General features: G+C 75.8%; 15 protein-coding genes. 5 read left to right on the top strand and 10 right to left on the bottom strand.

What is annotated here, in order from left to right; translation table 11 throughout:
* The first annotated feature begins 153 nt into the window (after positions 1 to 153).
* Entirely contained in the window at positions 154 to 1,173 is a 1,020-nt protein-coding gene (locus AB0C99_RS21125) for a 1-aminocyclopropane-1-carboxylate deaminase (protein ID WP_362477004.1), read from the top strand.
* Between the two features lie 67 nt (positions 1,174 to 1,240).
* Here the strand turns inward: AB0C99_RS21125 and AB0C99_RS21120 are convergent, their stop codons facing one another.
* The gene (locus AB0C99_RS21120; RefSeq protein ID WP_362477002.1) at positions 1,241 to 2,452 is read right to left on the bottom strand and encodes a TerD family protein; all 1,212 of its coding nucleotides are present in this window, start codon (positions 2,450 to 2,452) and stop codon (positions 1,241 to 1,243) included.
* Between the two features lie 154 nt (positions 2,453 to 2,606).
* Here AB0C99_RS21120 and AB0C99_RS21115 point away from each other — a divergent pair, with 154 nt between their 5' ends.
* Positions 2,607 to 3,572 carry an AraC family transcriptional regulator gene (locus tag AB0C99_RS21115; protein WP_362477000.1) on the top strand — a complete coding sequence of 322 codons (966 nt, stop codon included), beginning with the start codon at positions 2,607 to 2,609 and terminating at the stop codon, positions 3,570 to 3,572.
* Positions 3,573 to 3,825: 253 nt separating this feature from the next.
* On the opposite strand, the gene AB0C99_RS21110 is transcribed toward AB0C99_RS21115, so the two are convergent.
* The 8 genes from AB0C99_RS21110 to AB0C99_RS21075 form a co-directional block, all read right to left on the bottom strand.
* The gene (locus AB0C99_RS21110) at positions 3,826 to 4,683 is read right to left on the bottom strand and encodes an NAD(P)-dependent oxidoreductase (RefSeq protein WP_362476999.1); all 858 of its coding nucleotides are present in this window, start codon (positions 4,681 to 4,683) and stop codon (positions 3,826 to 3,828) included.
* Between the two features lie 95 nt (positions 4,684 to 4,778).
* Positions 4,779 to 5,945 (bottom strand): MFS transporter, encoded by a 1,167-nt coding sequence (locus AB0C99_RS21105; RefSeq protein ID WP_362476997.1) that lies wholly within the window; start codon positions 5,943 to 5,945, stop codon positions 4,779 to 4,781.
* A gap of 93 nt (positions 5,946 to 6,038) precedes the next feature.
* The gene (locus AB0C99_RS21100) at positions 6,039 to 6,506 is read right to left on the bottom strand and encodes a hypothetical protein (RefSeq protein ID WP_362476995.1); all 468 of its coding nucleotides are present in this window, start codon (positions 6,504 to 6,506) and stop codon (positions 6,039 to 6,041) included.
* 87 nt (positions 6,507 to 6,593) lie between these two features.
* Positions 6,594 to 8,042: a penicillin-binding transpeptidase domain-containing protein gene (locus AB0C99_RS21095; RefSeq protein ID WP_362476993.1), complete on the bottom strand. Its 1,449-nt coding sequence runs from the start codon at positions 8,040 to 8,042 to the stop codon at positions 6,594 to 6,596.
* Positions 8,043 to 8,181: 139 nt separating this feature from the next.
* Positions 8,182 to 8,847: a response regulator transcription factor gene (locus tag AB0C99_RS21090; RefSeq protein WP_362476991.1), complete on the bottom strand. Its 666-nt coding sequence runs from the start codon at positions 8,845 to 8,847 to the stop codon at positions 8,182 to 8,184.
* Positions 8,847 to 10,175, bottom strand: a complete 1,329-nt coding sequence (locus AB0C99_RS21085; protein WP_362476990.1) for a histidine kinase — start codon at positions 10,173 to 10,175, stop codon at positions 8,847 to 8,849. Before AB0C99_RS21085 ends, AB0C99_RS21090 begins: the two co-directional genes overlap by 1 nt.
* Positions 10,172 to 11,218 (bottom strand): hypothetical protein, encoded by a 1,047-nt coding sequence (locus AB0C99_RS21080; RefSeq protein ID WP_362476989.1) that lies wholly within the window; start codon positions 11,216 to 11,218, stop codon positions 10,172 to 10,174. Before AB0C99_RS21080 ends, AB0C99_RS21085 begins: the two co-directional genes overlap by 4 nt.
* A gap of 105 nt (positions 11,219 to 11,323) precedes the next feature.
* On the bottom strand, positions 11,324 to 12,094 hold the full coding sequence (locus AB0C99_RS21075; RefSeq protein WP_362476988.1) for an IclR family transcriptional regulator: 771 nt from the start codon (positions 12,092 to 12,094) through the stop codon (positions 11,324 to 11,326).
* Positions 12,095 to 12,209: 115 nt separating this feature from the next.
* Here AB0C99_RS21075 and AB0C99_RS21070 point away from each other — a divergent pair, with 115 nt between their 5' ends.
* Positions 12,210 to 13,703, top strand: coding sequence for an aldehyde dehydrogenase family protein (locus AB0C99_RS21070; RefSeq protein ID WP_362476986.1), 1,494 nt, complete (start codon positions 12,210 to 12,212; stop codon positions 13,701 to 13,703).
* Between the two features lie 79 nt (positions 13,704 to 13,782).
* Here AB0C99_RS21070 and AB0C99_RS21065 read toward each other — a convergent pair whose 3' ends face one another.
* Complete coding sequence (locus tag AB0C99_RS21065; RefSeq protein ID WP_362476984.1) at positions 13,783 to 14,829, bottom strand: zinc-dependent alcohol dehydrogenase family protein; 1,047 nt, start codon at positions 14,827 to 14,829, stop codon at positions 13,783 to 13,785.
* Positions 14,830 to 14,944: 115 nt separating this feature from the next.
* On the opposite strand from AB0C99_RS21065, the gene AB0C99_RS21060 reads away from it, so the two are divergent.
* Positions 14,945 to 15,859: an AraC family transcriptional regulator gene (locus tag AB0C99_RS21060; protein WP_362476982.1), complete on the top strand. Its 915-nt coding sequence runs from the start codon at positions 14,945 to 14,947 to the stop codon at positions 15,857 to 15,859.
* 52 nt (positions 15,860 to 15,911) lie between these two features.
* Positions 15,912 to 16,433: a GNAT family N-acetyltransferase gene (locus tag AB0C99_RS21055; RefSeq protein WP_362476980.1), complete on the top strand. Its 522-nt coding sequence runs from the start codon at positions 15,912 to 15,914 to the stop codon at positions 16,431 to 16,433.
* The last annotated feature ends 22 nt before the right edge of the window (positions 16,434 to 16,455 follow it).

Here is a 16,455-nt window from a genome sequence, read left to right as displayed (position 1 = left end):
GCCGCCGCCGAGAACCCCGCGTCGCCCACCAGCGGCGACCACCAGTCGCGCCGGGTCCCGTCCCGCACGAGCACGACCACCGCCGACACCGGTACCGGACCGCCGCCGGACGCGTCCAGGACCCGCACCACCGCGACCACCCAGGGAGCCCGTATGCCGACGATCGACGACTTCGAGCGCTATCCGCTGCTCTTCGGGCCCTCGCCCGTGCACCCCCTCCAGCGGCTCACCGGACACCTCGGCGGCGCCACCCTGTGGGCCAAGCGGGAGGACTGCAACTCCGGCATCGCGTACGGCGGGAACAAGACCCGCAAGCTGGAGTACCTGGTCGCCGACGCCCTCGCCCAGGGCTGCGACACCCTCGTCTCCATCGGCGGCGTGCAGTCCAACCACACCCGCCAGGTCGCGGCCGTCGCCGCGCACGCCGGGCTGCGCTGCGTGCTGGTCCAGGAGAGCTGGGTCGAGTGGCCCGACTCCGTCTACGACAAGGTCGGCAACATCCTGGTGAGCCGCCTCGCGGGCGCCGACGTGCGGCTGGTGCGGGCCGGGTTCGGGATCGGCTTCAAGGAGAGCTGGGAGCTGGCGCTGCGCGAGGTCGAGGAGTCCGGCGGCAGGCCGTACGCCATCCCCGCGGGCGCCTCCGACCACCGGCTCGGCGGCCTCGGCTTCGCCCGCTGGGCGTACGAGGTGGCCGAGCAGGAGCGCGAACTGGGCGTCTTCTTCGACACGGTGGTGGTCTGCTCGGTGACCGGCTCCACCCAGGCGGGCATGGTCGCGGGCTTCGCCGCGCTCGCCGAGGAGGGCGGGCGGGCCCGGCGGGTGCTCGGCGTCGACGCCTCCGCGAAGCCGGTGGAGACGCACGAGCAGATCACCCGGATCGCCCGGGACACCGCCGCCCTCATCGGCGTGGAGCGCCCGCTGACCGCCGCCGACGTCGAGCTGGACGCCCGCTACCACGCGGGCGTGTACGGCGTCCCGGACGAGGCGACGCTGGACGCGATGCGGCTGGCCGCGCGGACCGAGGGCATGGTCACCGACCCCGTCTACGAGGGGAAGTCGATGGCCGGCATGGTCGACCTGGTGGAGCGGGGCGAGATCGGCGCGGACTCGACCGTGCTCTACGTCCACCTGGGCGGCCAGCCGGCCCTCAACGCGTACAGCGCGCTGTTCTGACAGCGCGCTGGACCGGCCGGGGCGCGCGCGGGCGCGCCCCGGGGGCGGTCCGTGGTGCGCCTGGGTCTCAGAGGGCCTGGGCCGCGGGCTTGACCATGCCCCGGACGGTCCGCGACTTCACGAACTCGCCCATCGCCGTCATCTCCCACTCGCCGGTGAACTGCTTGATCAGCTTGGCCATCATCACGCCGGTCTGCGGCTCGGCGGTGGTGAGGTCGAAGCGGACCAGCTCCTCGCCGGTGGCGGCGTCGATGAGCCGGCAGTACGCCTTGGCGACCTCGGTGAACTTCTGCCCGGAGAAGGAGTTCACCGTGAAGACCAGGCCGGTCGCCTCGGCAGGCAGCCGGCCGAGGTCGACCACGATGACCTCGTCGTCGCCCGCGCCCTCGCCGGTCAGGTTGTCGCCGGAGTGCTTGATCGAGCCGTTGAGGATGGACAGCTTGCCGAAGTAGCAGCTGTCCAGGTGGTTGCGCTGGGGGCCGTAGGCGATGACCGAGGCGTCGAGGTCGATGTCCTTGCCGCGGTAGGCGGGCTCCCAGCCGAGGCCCATCTTGACCTGGGAGAGCAGCGGGCGGCCGCCCTTGACCAGGGACACCGTCTGGTTCTTCTGGAGGCTGACCCGGCCCTTGTCCAGGTTGATCTTCCCGCTGCCGGCCGGGGCCGGGGCGGGGGCGGCGGGGGGCGCGGCGGGCGGCGCGGCCGGGACCTGGGGGACGGCGACGGGCGCGGGCGCCTGGACCGGCGCGGCGACCGGGGCGGCGGGCGCGGGCGCCGGCTCCTCCTCGACGCTGACGCCGAAGTCGGTCGCGATCCCGGCCAGCCCGTTCGCGTACCCCTGGCCGACCGCGCGGGCCTTCCAGGCGCCGTTGCGCAGGTAGATCTCGATGACCACGAGGGCCGTCTCGGTGCCGAGCCGCGGCGGGGTGAAGGTGGCCAGGACGCTGCCGTCGTCGGCGTCGCGCACGGTCGCCGTGGGCTCGATGCCCTGGAAGGTCTGACCGGCGGCGTCGGGGCTCGCCGTCACGACGATCTTCTCGATGCCCGCCGGGACGGCGGCGGTGTCCACCACGATCGCGTCGGGGGCGGTGCCGCCGCCGGAGCGGTAGGAGACGCCGGGGCCGGCGGGCTGGTTGTAGAAGATGAAGTCGGCGTCGGAGCGCACCTTGCCGTCGGCGCCGAGCAGCAGGCCCGACACGTCGAGCCGCACGGGCGCGGCGACGTCCACCGCCACGCGCGCGGCGGTGAGAGGGATGTTCGAGCCGGGGGTCATTGCGGTCATGCCGGGGGTAACGAACGAGACGCTTTTGCCGTTCCCTTACCTTCGTCCCGTTCGGCCACTTCGGTGACACGGGTGACGGGGGTGCCCCAGGTGACAGGTGTGACACCGGAGCCGACCGATCGCCCGCCCCTCCCTGCGCCTACTCTTACGAATCGTGGGTGGGAGCTCTTTCCGGACGCGGGACGTGGACGAGGCGCGCGAGGAGATAGGCGCGCGCTATTACGCCAACTTCATGGACGTCATCGACGTGGGGGAGCGGCCCTTCGCCGCCCGCTTCGACACCGTCGGGCTCGGGCCGCTGATGATCGGCGACCTCACCTGCGGCGCCGACGTCCGGATGCGCTTCGGCGAGCTGGGCGCCTTCCACCTCAACGCCCCGCTGAGCGGCTCCATGGAGCTCCGCCAGGGCGCCGGGGGCCGCCGGATGGTGGCCACGAGCCGGGAGGCGGTGCTGCTCGACCCGGCGGGCGACACCTTCCTCGACCGGTGGAGCGGGGACTGCCGCGCCCTCTCGGTCAAGATCGACGCGACCGCGCTGCACGAGCGCCTGGAGCGGCTGATCGGGCGCCCGCCGCGCGGCCGGCTCGCCTTCGCCGCCGGGCTCGACATCTCCCGGGGCCCCGGCCTGAGCTGGGTGACCTTCGCCCGGCAGGTGGCGGCCGGGGCGCTCGCCGGGGACGGCCTCGCCACCCACGAGCTGGTCTCCAGGCCGCTCCAGGAGGCCCTGCTCAACGGGCTGCTGCTGGCCGCCGAGCACCCCTGGCGCGAGGAGCTCGCCCACCCGGGCGGCCCGGCCCGCCCCGGGCCGGTGAAACGCGCCATGGACGCGGTGCGGGCGCACCCCGAACACCCCTTCACCAGCACCGAGCTGGCCGCCCTCGCCCGGGTCAGCGTGCGCCGCCTCCAGGAGTCCTTCCGGGAGTACGTGGGGATGTCGCCGATGGCGTACGTGCGGGAGGTGCGGCTGGAGCGGGTCCACGAGGAGCTGCGGGCGGGCGCGCCGGACGGGCTGAGCGTGACGGAGGTGGCCTGGCGCTGGGGCTTCGCCCACCCGGGCCGGTTCGCGGCGCGCTACCGGGAGCGGTACGGCGAGTCCCCGTCGGCGACCCTGCGCCGCTGACGGGCGGCCGCCGGGATCCGCCGGGATCCGCCGGGATCCGCCGGGATCCGCCGGGACCCGCCCGGACCCGTTCCGAGGGGCGCGGACCGGCCGGATGGCGGGAACGCTCCGCGTTTTCCGGACGGCTGTCGCGTTCCGCGGCTCGCGATGATCTTGGGCGGGTCATATCGTCGGAATGTCCGCGTGCGTTCGCCGCACGCGTCGACCCGGGCCTGGCCGGCTCCCCCGCATCGTCCGGCCGGGCCCGCCCTTCTCAGCGCGCCAGGCGCGGCGGGTCCGCGCAGAAGTCCCCGCCCACGTACAGGTCCTCGGCGCTGCCCGGGACCGGCCGCCCGTGCGCGGCGAGGATCCGCTCCGCGAACGCCTCGGCGTCGTCCTCCGGCGCGTAGCCGAGCGCCCGCGCGGAGCCGAGGTCCCACCAGGCGCGGGTGTTGGCGGAGGAGCCGTAGACCACGGTGTGCCCGACCTCCGGCGCGGCGAGCGCCGCGTGGAACAGGCGCGCGCAGTCCGCCGGGCTCAGCCACGTGGACAGCATCCGCACCGACTCCGGCTCGGCCTGGCAGGAGCCGATCCGCACCGACACGGTCTCCACCCCGTGCCGGTCCCAGTAGTACTGGGCCAGGTCCTCGCCGAACGCCTTGGACAGGCCGTAGAAGGTGTCGGGCCGGTGCGGGGTGGCGACCGGGAGGGGCGGCTCGCCCCGGCGCGGGCGGGGCGAGAAGCCGACCGCGTGGTTGCTGGACGCGAACACCACCCGGCGCACCCCCTCCTCGCGTACCGCCTCGTACAGGTGCTGGAGCCCGGTCACGTTGGCGGCCACGATCGCGTCGAACTCCGCCTCCAGCGCGATCCCGGCGAGGTGCACCACCGCGTCCACCCCGCGCACCGCCTCCCGCAGCGCGGCCCGGTCGGCGAGATCGGCGACGACCGCCTCCGGGGCGCCGGGGACGGGCCGCGCGTCGAGCGGGCGCAGCGCGTAGCCGTACGCGGGCAGCAGCTCCCGCATGTGCGTCCCGACGCCCCCGGCGGCGCCGGTGAGGAGGACGGCGCGGGGTTCGGGGGGCCTGGGCGGCGCGGGTTGCGTGCACGGTGCGAGCGGCGTGGGCTGCATGGGCTGTATACGCGGCGTGGGCTGCATGGGCGGAGCTCCGTTCGTCGGGTCTGCTGACGCCTGTCCGCCATCGAAGCCCACGCCCGCCGCCCCGCTCAAGAGGCCCGCACCGCCCGCGCCCCGGGCGCCCGCGCCAGCGCCGCCGCCCCCGCGAGGCCCGCCACGGCCAGCAGCGGCAGCAGCAGCCGGACGTCCGCCACCGCGACCAGGCCCGCGCCCGCCGCCAGCGCCACCGCGTTCGGGGCGAAGAGCAGGGTGTGCGCGGTGCCCGCCGCACGGCCCGTCAGCTCCGGCGGGACACCGCGCTGGACCGCCGTCAGCGCGGCGATCAGCACCCACGGCAGCCCGATCCCGACCAGCGCGCTCCCGGCCAGCGCCGCCCCGTCGTACGGCACGGCCCGCGCCGCCGCGCCCAGGGCGAACAGAGCGAGCCCGGCCGCCGCGAGCAGCCGCTCCGGCCGCCGCCGCAGCAGCGGCCCCGCCACCAGCCCCGCCGCCACCGACCCCGCGCCCTGCACCGCGTACAGCACACCCACGTACGCGGGGGCGTGCCCGAGCCCCCGGTCCACCACCGTGTAGAGCGCGGCCCCGTTGAGCCCGGCCAGGAACATGGTGAAGCCGCCCGCCGCCACCAGCGCCCTCGGCACCGGCGCGCCCCACAGCAGCCGCGCCCCGTCCGCGAGCCGGCCGCGCTCCCCGGCCGTCGCGGGGAGCCGGGCCTCGCGCGCCCGCAGCAGCGCGAAGACGCCCGCCGCCAGCGCGAAGCTCGCCGCGTCGAGCAGCGCGACGGGCCCGCCCCCGTACCGCGCGAACAGCCCGGCGGCGACCAGCGGGGCGACCAGCTTCACCGCCTCGTTCACGGTCAGCCGCAGCCCGTTGAAGGAGCCGAGCCGCTCCGGGTCGAGCGCGCCCGCCGCGAGCGCCGCCTCCGCCGCCTCGACGAGCGCGCCCTGCGTCCCGTACACGAAGAGCACGAGGAACAGCAGCCACACCCGGTCGGCCCGGTCCACCCACAGCAGCGACGGCAGCAGGGCGGCCATGGCGAGGTTCGCCGCCATCAGCAGCGGCCGGCGGGGCAGCCGGTCGACGAGCCCGCCGAGCAGCGGGCCCAGCAGCGCGGGCGCCCACAGCGCGAACGCGGTGAGCGCCGCGAGGGAGTCGGAGCCGGTCAGGGACTTCACCCAGATCCCGGAGACCAGCCACATCGCGGTGGTGCCGAAGCCGGAGACCAGCACGGCGCACAGATAGAGGGGAAGGCGCATGTCCGCAGGCTGGCCTCTGAGGAGGCCGGGGCGGATCGGCCGGATGCCCTAGCTTCCGGAGCCCGCGGAGGCCCCGGAGGCTCAGGAGCTTGCCTAGGCCCCGGATGCTTGGGAGCCTCCGGAGCTTGCGGCGCCTTCGGTGCCCGCCGTGCGCTTCTCGTACCGCAGGGCCAGCCCGGTGGCCAGCGCGCCCAGGCCCTCCCACAGGCCCACGCCCAGGAAACCGGCCGGGGCGCGGCCGGTGACGACGGCGAGGGTGAAGACGGTGCAGGTGAGCAGCCGGAACGGGACCGTCCAGCGGAAGAAGGGCTTCCAGTCGGTCAGGGCGGCCAGGACGTAGTAGACGCCCATGTTGAGCGCCGCCATGGAGGAGGCCGTCAGGAAGAGCAGGGTGTGGTCCCCGTCCGCGCGGTGCGCGGCGGATATGGGGTCCAGGCCCATGAGCCGGATCATGGTGTCGGGCGACACCAGCCCCACCACTCCCAGGGCGGCGGCGAGCGCGCCGAAGACGGCCATGGTCCAGCCGGACGGGGAACGGGGCAGACGTGCGGTCGAAAGCATGTGCCCTGCATATCGCGGGGCGGGGGCCGGTGCGCCACCGACCCCCGCTTCCACGGCACTTCGGCCGTTACGTCACTTCCCGTGCCGTCACTTCAGCGCCGCCTTCATCATCTTCTGCGCCACCGGCGCCGCCAGCCCGTTGCCGCTGACCTCCGAGCGCGCCGCGCCCGAGTCCTCGATCAGCACCGCCACCGCGACCTCCTTGCCGGTGGCCGGGTCCTTGGCGTACGAGGTGAACCAGGCGTACGGCGTCTTGCTGTTGTTCTCGCCGTGCTGCGCGGTGCCCGTCTTGCCGCCGACCTCCATGCCGGAGATCGCCGCGTTGGAGCCGGTGCCCTTGTCGACCACCGTCTGCATCGCGCTGCGCAGCTGCGACGCCGTCTTCGAGGACATGATCCGGTCGGTCTTGCCGTCCTCGAAGGTCTTCAGCGGGTCCCCGTTCGAGTCGACGACCTGGGAGACCATGTGCGGGCTCGCCATCAGACCGTCGTTGGAGATGGCCGCCGACACCATCGCCATCTGCAACGGGGTGGCCGTCACGTCGAACTGGCCGATGCCGGTCAGCGCCGTCTGCGCCTTGTCCATGCCCGAGGGGTAGACGCTGGCGTAGGCGCGGACCGGGACGTCCAGCTCCTTGTCGTTGAAGCCGAACTTCTCCGCCGTCGCCTTCACCTTGTCCTGGCCCAGGTCGACCGCGAGCTTCGCGAAGACGTTGTTGCAGGAGTACTGGAGCGCGGTGCGCAGGCTCGCGTTCTCACAGGGTGCCGAGGGGTTCTCGTTCTCCAGGTAGCGGGTCGAGCCCGGCAGCTTGTACGGGTTCGGGCTGCGCGTCGGCGTGTCCACCGAGTCGTACAGCCCCTCCTCCAGGCCCGCCGCCGCGACGACCAGCTTGAACGTCGAACCCGGCGGCAGCGGCTGCCGCAGCGCCCGGTTGACCAGCGGCTTGTCCGGGTCGTCCGTGAGCTGCTGCCACAGGTCGCCGTCGGTGAGCCCGGCGATCTTCGCGGGGTCGTACGAGGGTGTGGACACCATGCCGAGGATCCGGCCCGTCTTCGGGTCGATGGCGACGGCGGCGCCCTTCTTGTTCCCCAGCGCCTGGTAGCCGGCCTTCTGCACGGCCGGGTCGATGGTCGTCACGACGGAGCCCGGCTCCGCCTGCTTGCGGGTGATCGCGTCCAGCGGGTTCTTCAGCCGCGTGTCCGTGCCGTCCAGGACGTCGGAGTAGATCCCCTCCAGCTGCGTCGCCCCGTACGCCTGGGAGCTGTACCCGGTGACCGCCGCGTAGAGCTTTCCGTCGGTGTAGTCGCGCTTGTACGCCAGGTCGCCGCCCTTCGTCTGCTTGGAACCGGTGACCGGTGAACCGGCCACGATGATGTTCCCGAGCGGATGCGCGTACTGCGCTATCACGTTCCGCCGGTTCTTCTTCTCGTCCGCGAGGGCCTTGCCTTCGTACGCCTGCACCCAGGTGGCCCGGCCCAGCAGGGCCAGCACCAGGAGCAGCGAGAAGACCGAGGCGCGCCTGATCGTCTTGTTCATCCCACCAGAGGGGACGAACGGCGCGGGGGGAGCCGTTCCGGATGTGTCCCTTTTCTCAGGTTTCTCAGCTTTCTCAGAGAACGTTCAGCACGGGGCGAGCACCGGGTGAGCACGGGGTGAGCACGGGGTGAGCACGGGGTCAGCGCGGAGTGATGAACCCCGACTCGTACGCGGCGATCACCGCTTGGGTGCGGTCCCGTGCCCCGGTCTTCGCCAGCACCGCCGCCACGTGCGACTTCACCGTCGCGGGGCCGACCCCCATCCCGTCCGCGATCTCCGCGTTGGTCAGCCCCCTCGCCATCCGGCGCAGCACCTCCGCCTCCCGCCCGGTCAGCCGCGCCGCCCACACCGGGGCGGCCGGCGGCTTCCGGCGCGCGTGCTCGGCGGCGAGCCCGCGCACCGCCGCCGGGTAGAGCAGCGACTCGCTCGTCGCCACCAGCCGCACCGCGCTCACCAGCTCCTCCGGCGCGGCCCGCTTGAGCAGGAATCCGGCCGCGCCCACCCGCAGCGCCTCGTACACGTACGCGTCGTTCTCGAAGGTGGTGACCACCACGATCCGGGGCGGCTCCGGCAGCGCGGCCAGGATCGTACGGGTCGCCTGGATGCCGTCCACCTCGGGCATCCGCACGTCCATCAGGACCACGTCGGGCCGCAGCTCCCGCACCACCGACACCGCCTCGGCGCCGGTGGCCGCCTCCCCGACGACCTCCAGTCCCGGCTCGGCGTCCAGGATCACCCGCAGCGCCGTCCGCACCATCCGCTCGTCGTCCGCCAGGACGATCCTGACCGTGCCGTCCCCCGCCATCAGAACTCCCCTCCGACCCGGCCCGCCGGTCCTACGGGGCCTGGCGGCCCCACCAGCCCCACCGCCCCCACCGGCAGCCGGGCCGTCAGCCGCCAGCGGCCGTCCGCCGGACCGGCGTGGGCCGTGCCGCCCAGCAGCCGGGCGCGCTCGGCGACCCCGCGCAGCCCCCGGCCGCCGTCCGGGCGGGCCACCGGCGCGGCGTCGGGCAGCGGGTTCTCCATCGTGATCTCCAGTCCGTTCCCCGACAGCGCGATCCGCGCCGTCACCGGCCGCCCGCGCGCGTGCCGCACGGCGTTCGTCAGCCCCTCCTGCACGATCCGGTACGCCTCCCGCGACACCGCCTCCGGCAGCTCCGCCAGGTCCCCGTCGACCGCGAGCCGCACCCCGGGGCCCGCGCCCCGCACCAGCGCGTCCAGCACGTCCGGCGCGCCGAGGCCGGGTGTGGCCAGCTCGCCGTCGTCCTCGCCGCGGCGCAGCAGCCCCAGGACCGCGTCCAGCTCGCCGACCGTGCGCCGGGTGGTCTCCTCGATCGCGGTCAGCGCCTCCCGTACGAAGTCCAGGTCCGCGCCCGCCGCCCGCCCGCCTCCCGCCGCCAGGACCCGCCGGGCCGCGCCCGCCTGGAGGGTGACCGCGCTCAGCGCGTGCCCCACCGAGTCGTGCAGCTCCCGGGCGAGCCGGTTGCGCACGGCCAGCTCGGCGGCCCGCCGCTCCGCCGCCGCCAGCCGGTCCGCCGGGCCGGGCCCGAGCAGCCGGGGCGCCGCGCGGGCCAGCAGCGCGCCGGTCCCGGCGGCGGCTGCCGCCAGCCCGAGCAGCATCAGCAGCCCCAGCGGCAGCCCCGCCCAGGCGAGCCAGGGCCGGTCCAGGTGCCAGAAGCGGCCCAGCTCCGAGGCGCGCAGCCCCGCCGAGAACGGCAGCGCGCACACCGCCAGCGCGAACGGCGGCAGCGCCAGCGTCGCCCCGCTGAGCAGCGCGCCCGTCCCCAGGTGCAGCCCGAACCAGGCCGCCGTCCGGGCCCGGCCGCCCGCGCCCCGCGCCGGCCCGTCGGCGAACCGGCTGGGCGCCACCCCGCACAGCGCCCGCGCCGCCGCCACCGACATCGGCCGGGCGAGCGGGAAGAGCGCGGTCAGCGCGGCGATCGGCAGCCCGACCGCGTACGCCGCGAGCTGGAAGCCGAGGCCGCCCCCGAGGACGTTGCCGTCCGGCGCGAAGGGGCCGACGGCGACCGTGCCGACCAGCCAGTACGGCATGAACAGCGCGCCGCCGAGGATCAGATGCAGCCAGCGCCGCCGGGCCCGCTGTCCGAACAGGGCGCCCCGGAACAGGGTCACGCCTCGGCGCTCCGGCGGCCGAGGACCGCCGCGAGGCAGCCCGCCAGCAGGAATCCGGTGATCATCTCGCCAGCGTAGGCGGCGACCATCAGGCCCGAGGGCGCTTTCCCCGCTTCGGCGGCCGGGAGCAGCGAGACCAGCGTCATGTACGCGCCCCAGCACCCGGCCGCACCCGTGGACACCCAGGCCACGCCCAGCACGGCGCGCACCCGGAGCCCGGCGGGCCGGCGCAGCGCGAGCAGCAGCACGGACCCGGCGGCGAGCAGCAGGAAGCCGCCCCGCACCGCGTCGACGACCGCCCGGTCGGTGTCGTACGCGACGGCGAACGCGGGCGACAGGCCCCCGCCGAGCCCCGCGGCCCACAGCAGGCACAACGTCGCCGGTACGAGGGCGAGCAGCGCCCCGGCGACGGCGGCGGCGCGCGTCCCGGGCCCGCTCGCCGAGGCGGGCGGGCCGCCGAGCCGCCCGCGCCAGACCCGGCCCCAGCGGTCGCGGGCGTACAGCGCGAACAGCGTGCCGAGGCAGAGCCCCTGGACGATGAAGCCGCCGTAGACCACGGGGAAGACCCACGTGTCCAGGAAGGGCTCGTCGGGCGGGCCCGCGCTGCCGCCGCCGGAGCCGCCCAGCGCGCCGGCCAGGAGTTGCGCCGGATAGGCCGCCATGACCGGCCCGATCAGGCCGGTCGCCGCCCACAGCGGGAAGAGCAGCGGCCAGGCCCGCACCCGCAGCCCCCACGGCCGGGTCAGCAGCAGCGCGAGCAGGACCACGGCCGCGTCGGCGAGCACGGAGAGCCCGTTGGCCACGCCCATCGTCGTCGGGTGGTCGAGCAGCACGCTCCCGTCCGGGATGCCGAGCCGCCCGCCCGCCACCCAGACGGACTTGAGGGCGATGTACGGCAGGCAGGCCACGATCGCGAGGGCCCGCAGGACCGGGCGGAGCGGGCCCGGCGGGACGGCTGCCGGGACGGCCGAGGCGGCGCGGTCGGCGGTGGTGCGGTCTGCGGCGGCGCGGGCGGCGCCGGTGGGGAGCGTCGGTGAGGTCATGCCCCCACCGTCCCGTCCGGACCCGCCCCCACGCCTCCTGCCGTACGGTGAACCGCCTCCGCCGCGCGGGGGAGACGGCCCGGTCCTCAGGGAGCGGCCCCGCGCTCAGAGGCGGCGGGTCGCCAGGGCCAGCCGGTCGCGGGCGTCGAACAGCGCGTCCTTGACGAGCTGTTCGTGCACCGGGGTCAGCCGGGCCGCCGGCACCGAGCAGCTGACCGCGTCCCGGGCCGGGGTCCGGTAGGGCAGCGCGACGCCGAAGCAGCGCAGCCCCAGCGTGTTCTCCTCGCGGTCCACCGCGTACCCCTGCTCCCGGACGCCCCGCAGCTCCTCGATCAGCAGCTCCCGGTCGGTGACCGTGTGCTCGGTCAGCGCGGGCAGCGTCTCGGGGAGCAGCGCCCGCACCTGCGCGTCGCTGTGGGTGGCGAGCAGCGCCTTGCCGAGCGCCGTCGAGTGGGCCGGCAGCCTGCGCCCCACCCGGCTGAACGGCCGCAGGTGGTGCGGAGACTGACGGGTCGCCAGATAGACGACGCTGGAGCCGTCCAGGCGGGCCAGGTGGATGGTCTCGGCGGTGTCGTCGGACAGCCGGTCCAGCGTGGACCGGGCGGCGGCCACCACCTCGTCGCCGTCGACGTACGAGGTGCCGACGAGCAGCGCCCGCACCCCGATCCCGTACCGGGTGCCGGTCGCGTCGGTCTCCACCCAGCCCAGCTCGACCAGGGTCCGCAGCAGCATGTACAGGCTGGACTTCGGATAGCCGACGGCCTCCTGCACGGCGCCCAGCGAGTGCATGCCGGGCCGCCCGGCGAAGTACTCCAGCAACTCCACCGTCCGCACGGCGGACTTGACCGGCGCCCCGCCCGCGTCGCTCGTCGGCATCGCTCGCCCTCTTCCGAAGCACTTGTGGAGACGGCTCGGGCGTCAATAGAGTCCCCCGAGTCCCTCGGTTCACCTACCGGGACGGTGTTCAGAATAGCGAACGAGGTGCGTGGCGTTGGCGGCAGAACCAGTGTGGAGCGTGGACCCCCGGACGGGAAAGGCGCGCGAACAGGTCGCGGTGGAGGCCACCCCCGAGGAGGTCGACCGGGCGGTACGCGCCGCCCGCGGCGCCCTCGGCGCGCTCGCCGACCGCACCGCCAGAGCCGCCCTGCTGCGGACCGCGGCCGACCTCCTCGACGAGGCCCGCGACCACGTCATCGAGGCCGCCGACGCCGAGACCGCCCTCGGGCCCGTCCGGCTCACCGGCGAACTCGCCCGCACCACGGCCCAGTTGCGCTCCTTCGCCGAGGCCGTCGACGCGGCGGCCTTCCTCGACGTACGGATCTCCCGGCCCGACCCGGCCACCACCCCGCCCACCCCCGACCTCCGCCGCATGAAGATCCCGCTCGGGGTCGTCGCCGTCTACGCGGCCAGCAACTTCCCGCTCGCCTTCTCCGTCCCCGGCGGCGACACCGCCAGCGCCCTCGCGGCCGGCTGCCCCGTCGTCGTCAAGGCGCACCCGGACCACCCCGCCACCTCCGAGCTCTGCGCCGCCCTGCTGCGCCGGGCCGCCGCCAAGGCCGGGCTCCCCGAGGACGTCGTCTCCCTCGTGCACGGCTTCGACGCGGGGGTGGAGCTGATCCGCCACCCGCTCGTCGCGGCGGCCGGCTTCACCGGCTCGGTACGCGGCGGGCGGGCGCTCTTCGACGCCGCCGCCGCCCGCCCCGTACCCATCCCCTTCCACGGCGAACTCGGCTCCCTCAACCCGGTGGTGATCACCCCCGGCGCCGCCGAGGAGCGCGCCGAGGAGATCGGCACCGGGCTCGCCGGGTCGATGACCCTGGGCGAGGGCCAGTTCTGCACCAAGCCCGGCTTCGTCCTCGTCCCCGAGGGCCCGGCGGGCGACCGGGTCGTCACCGCCCTCACCGCCGCCGTCAGCGAGACCGAGCCCGGCGTGATGCTCGACCACCGGATGCGCGGCGCCTTCCTCGACGGGGTGCGCGAGCGGGCCGCGCTGCCCGGCGTGACCACGCCCGTCACCCCGGGCGCGGGCGGTGAGCACACCGTCAGCGCCGGGGTGCTCACCGTCGACGCGGGCCTGCTGCCCGAGGGCGGCCACGGACCGCTCCTGGAGGAGTGCTTCGGGCCCGTCACCGTCGTCGCCCGCTACGCCGACCGCGCGCAGGCCGGCGCCGTCCTCGGGCTGCTGCCCGGCAACCTGACCGCCACCCTGCACATCGCCGACGAGGACCCCGGCGCCGCCTCGCTGCTCGCCGAACTCACCCCGCTCGCCGGACGGATCCTCGTCAACGGCTGGCCGACCGGCGTGGCCGTCGCCGCCGCCCAGCACCACGGCGGGCCGTACCCGGCGACCACCTCCACCGGCACCTCCGTCGGCACGACCGCCGTCGAGCGCTGGCTGCGGCCGGTGACCTACCAGTCGACCCCGCAGCACCTGCTTCCGTTGGAGCTGCGCGACGACAATCCGCTGGGGGTGCCGCGGGGCTGAGGGGCGGGGGCGGGGCCGGGCGCGACGCGAGGCGCCGGGGGACGGCGCGCCCGGCGCGCCCGGCGGTGGAGTCCGGCACCTACACCCGCACCACGATCTTCCCGGTGTGGGTGCCGGACTCCATCAGCCGGTGCGCGTCCGGCATCGCCGCGAGGCCGTCGAAGACCTCACCGACCACCGGCGCCAGCGAGCCGTCGCGGAGCCCGGAGCCGAGGAAGCCGGCCACCCGGGCCCGCCCCTCGGGCGTACGTACCAGAGCGCCGTTCGCGTAGCCGCGGACCGTCAGCGGCCACTGCATGGGCATCTGCGCCGGACGGTGGTCCAGCCACCCGTACAGCACCGCCGTCCCCTCCGGGCGCAGCGCCCCGCCGAGCCGCGCGAAGCCGGGCCCGCCGACCGGGTCGAAGACGAGGTCGGCGCCCCGGCCGCCGGTGATCCGGCGCACCTCCGCGACCAGGTCCGCCTCCTCCGTGGCGATCACGTGCGGGGCGCCGAGCTCCCGCAGCCGCCGCCGCTTCGCCGCCCCGCGCGTGGCGGCGACGGGCACCGCGCCGAGCCGCAGCGCCGTCTGGACCGCGGCCGTGCCGACCCCGCTGGACGCGCCGGTGATCACCACCGTGTCCCCGGCCCGCAGCCCGCCCGCCTCCACCATCCCGCCGTACGCGGTCGAGTACGCCAGCCACGCCGCCGCCCCGGCCACCGCGTCCACCCCCGGGGGACGCGGCACCACGTACTCCTCCGCCAGCACCACCCGCTCCGCGTACACCCCGTGCACGCCGAAGTCGAAGTTGGCCGCGGCCAGCACCGGGTCGCCCGGCGCGTACACAGTGACACCGGCGCCGACCTCCTCCACCACCCCGGCCGCCTCGTAACCGAGCCGCGAACCCGGCAGCGTCGGCCGGTAGTAGTAGGTGCCCGCACGGAACAGCGCCTCGGCCCGGTTGAGGCCGATCGCCGCCACCCGGATCAGCAGCTCGCCCGGCCCCGGCGCGCGCAGCGGCACCTCCTCGACGGCCAGCACCTCGGGCCCGCCGAGCTCGTGGAAGAGGACGGCCCGCGTGGTCGTACCACCGGTCGCGTCGTACGCCGGGCCGCTGTCGGTGTCGTTCCCCGTGTTCTTCTCCATGCCGACGACGCTAGGCACACCCGCCGAGACGATCCATGTCCCCCCGGCTCCGCGCCATGTCCGATCGTCTCGCCGGCCCGGTGCGGGGGAGCGGCGCCGGGCTACGGTGCCGGGCATGGACGTACTGAGCGATGCCATCGCCGTCATGCGCACCGGCCGGCCGCACTCCTCCCGGACCGTGCGGTTCGCCCCCTGGGGCATCCGCTTCCCCGCGAGCGAGGGCGCCGGATTCCACGTCGTCCTCCAGGGCACCGCCTGGCTGCTGCCCTCCGACGACTCCACGCCCCTGCGGCTCGGCCCCGGCGACGTCCTGCTGCTGCCGCACGGCACCGGCCACGGCCTCGCCGACCGCCCGGACACCCCGCTCACCGACGCCGTCCCCGCCCCCGACGGCTCGTGGGCCACGCTGCCCGACCGGGGCCCGGTCGGCGCCGACGAGACCCTGCTGCTGTGCGGGTCGTACCAGTTGAGCCGGGGCCGCGCCCACCCGCTGCTCACCGGCCTGCCCCCGTACGTCCGCATCCCGGCCCGGGTCGGCGCCCACCCCCGGCTGCGCGCCGCCGTGGAGCTGCTCGGCGCCGAACTCGCCGAGCCCCAGCCCGGCGCCGACACGATCGTGCCCGCGCTCCTCGACACCCTGCTGCTCTACCTGCTGCGCACCTGGTGGCTGGCCGAGCGGGCCGACCTGTCCACCGGCTGGTCCGCCGCGCTGAGCGACCCGGCCGTCGCCGGTGCCCTGCGCGCCCTGCACGAGGACCCGGCCCGCCCCTGGACGGTGGAGGAGCTCGGGGCGCTCGGGGGGCTCTCGCGGGCCGCGTTCGCGCGCCGCTTCACCGCCCTGGTGGGCCGGCCGCCGCTCGCGTACCTCACCTGGTGGCGGATGACCTCCGCCGGGCGCCTGCTGCGCGCCGAGGACCTGCCGCTGCGGACCGTGGCCCGCCGCTCCGGGTACGCCTCCGAGTTCGCCTTCGCCAAGGCGTTCAAGCGGGAGTACGGGATCGCCCCCGGGCGCTACCGGGCCGCCGGCTGAGCCCGGTTCCCGCGCGGGAACCGGGGGCGGCGGCGCCGCGTCCTGAGGTTTCATGATCGAGAACAGCCATGCGGACGGGGCCGGGACCGACCTCGCGTCCGCCGTCCCCGCCGACCTCGACGCCGTCGTCGCCGTCCACGCCGAGGCCCGCGCCACCTACTACCGGGGTCACCTCCCCGACGCCGCCTACGCCGGGCCCGAGGAGCTCGCCCGCTCCCGGGCGGGCTGGGCCTCGGCGATCGGCGCCGGGCGGGTGCTGCGGGCCCGGGACGCGGACGGGACGCTCGTCGGCGTCGCCGCGTACGGGGAGCGCGAGGGCGTCATGAACCTGACCCAGCTCCACGTCGCCCCGTCCCGCTGGCGCGGCGGCGTCGGCACCGCCCTGCACGCCGCCTGCGTCGCCGCCTGGCGGGCCGCCGGGGTGCCCGCCGCGCGCCTGGAGGTGTTCGCGCCGAACACCCGGGCCCAGGCGTTCTACGCGGCGCACGGCTGGCGCCCGGACCCGGAGACGCCGCGCGCCGGGGACCACCTGGTGCTCCGGCTCACACTCGCGCCGGAGGCGGCGGCGGAATGAACCGGGCGGGCCGGGGCGTTCC

Origin of the sequence: Streptomyces sp. NPDC048659, assembly GCF_040650575.1 — a bacterium.
Lineage (GTDB): Bacteria > Actinomycetota > Actinomycetes > Streptomycetales > Streptomycetaceae > Streptomyces.
Note: the sequence above shows the minus strand (reverse complement) of the source record. Positions and strands in the feature narration are given on the sequence as shown.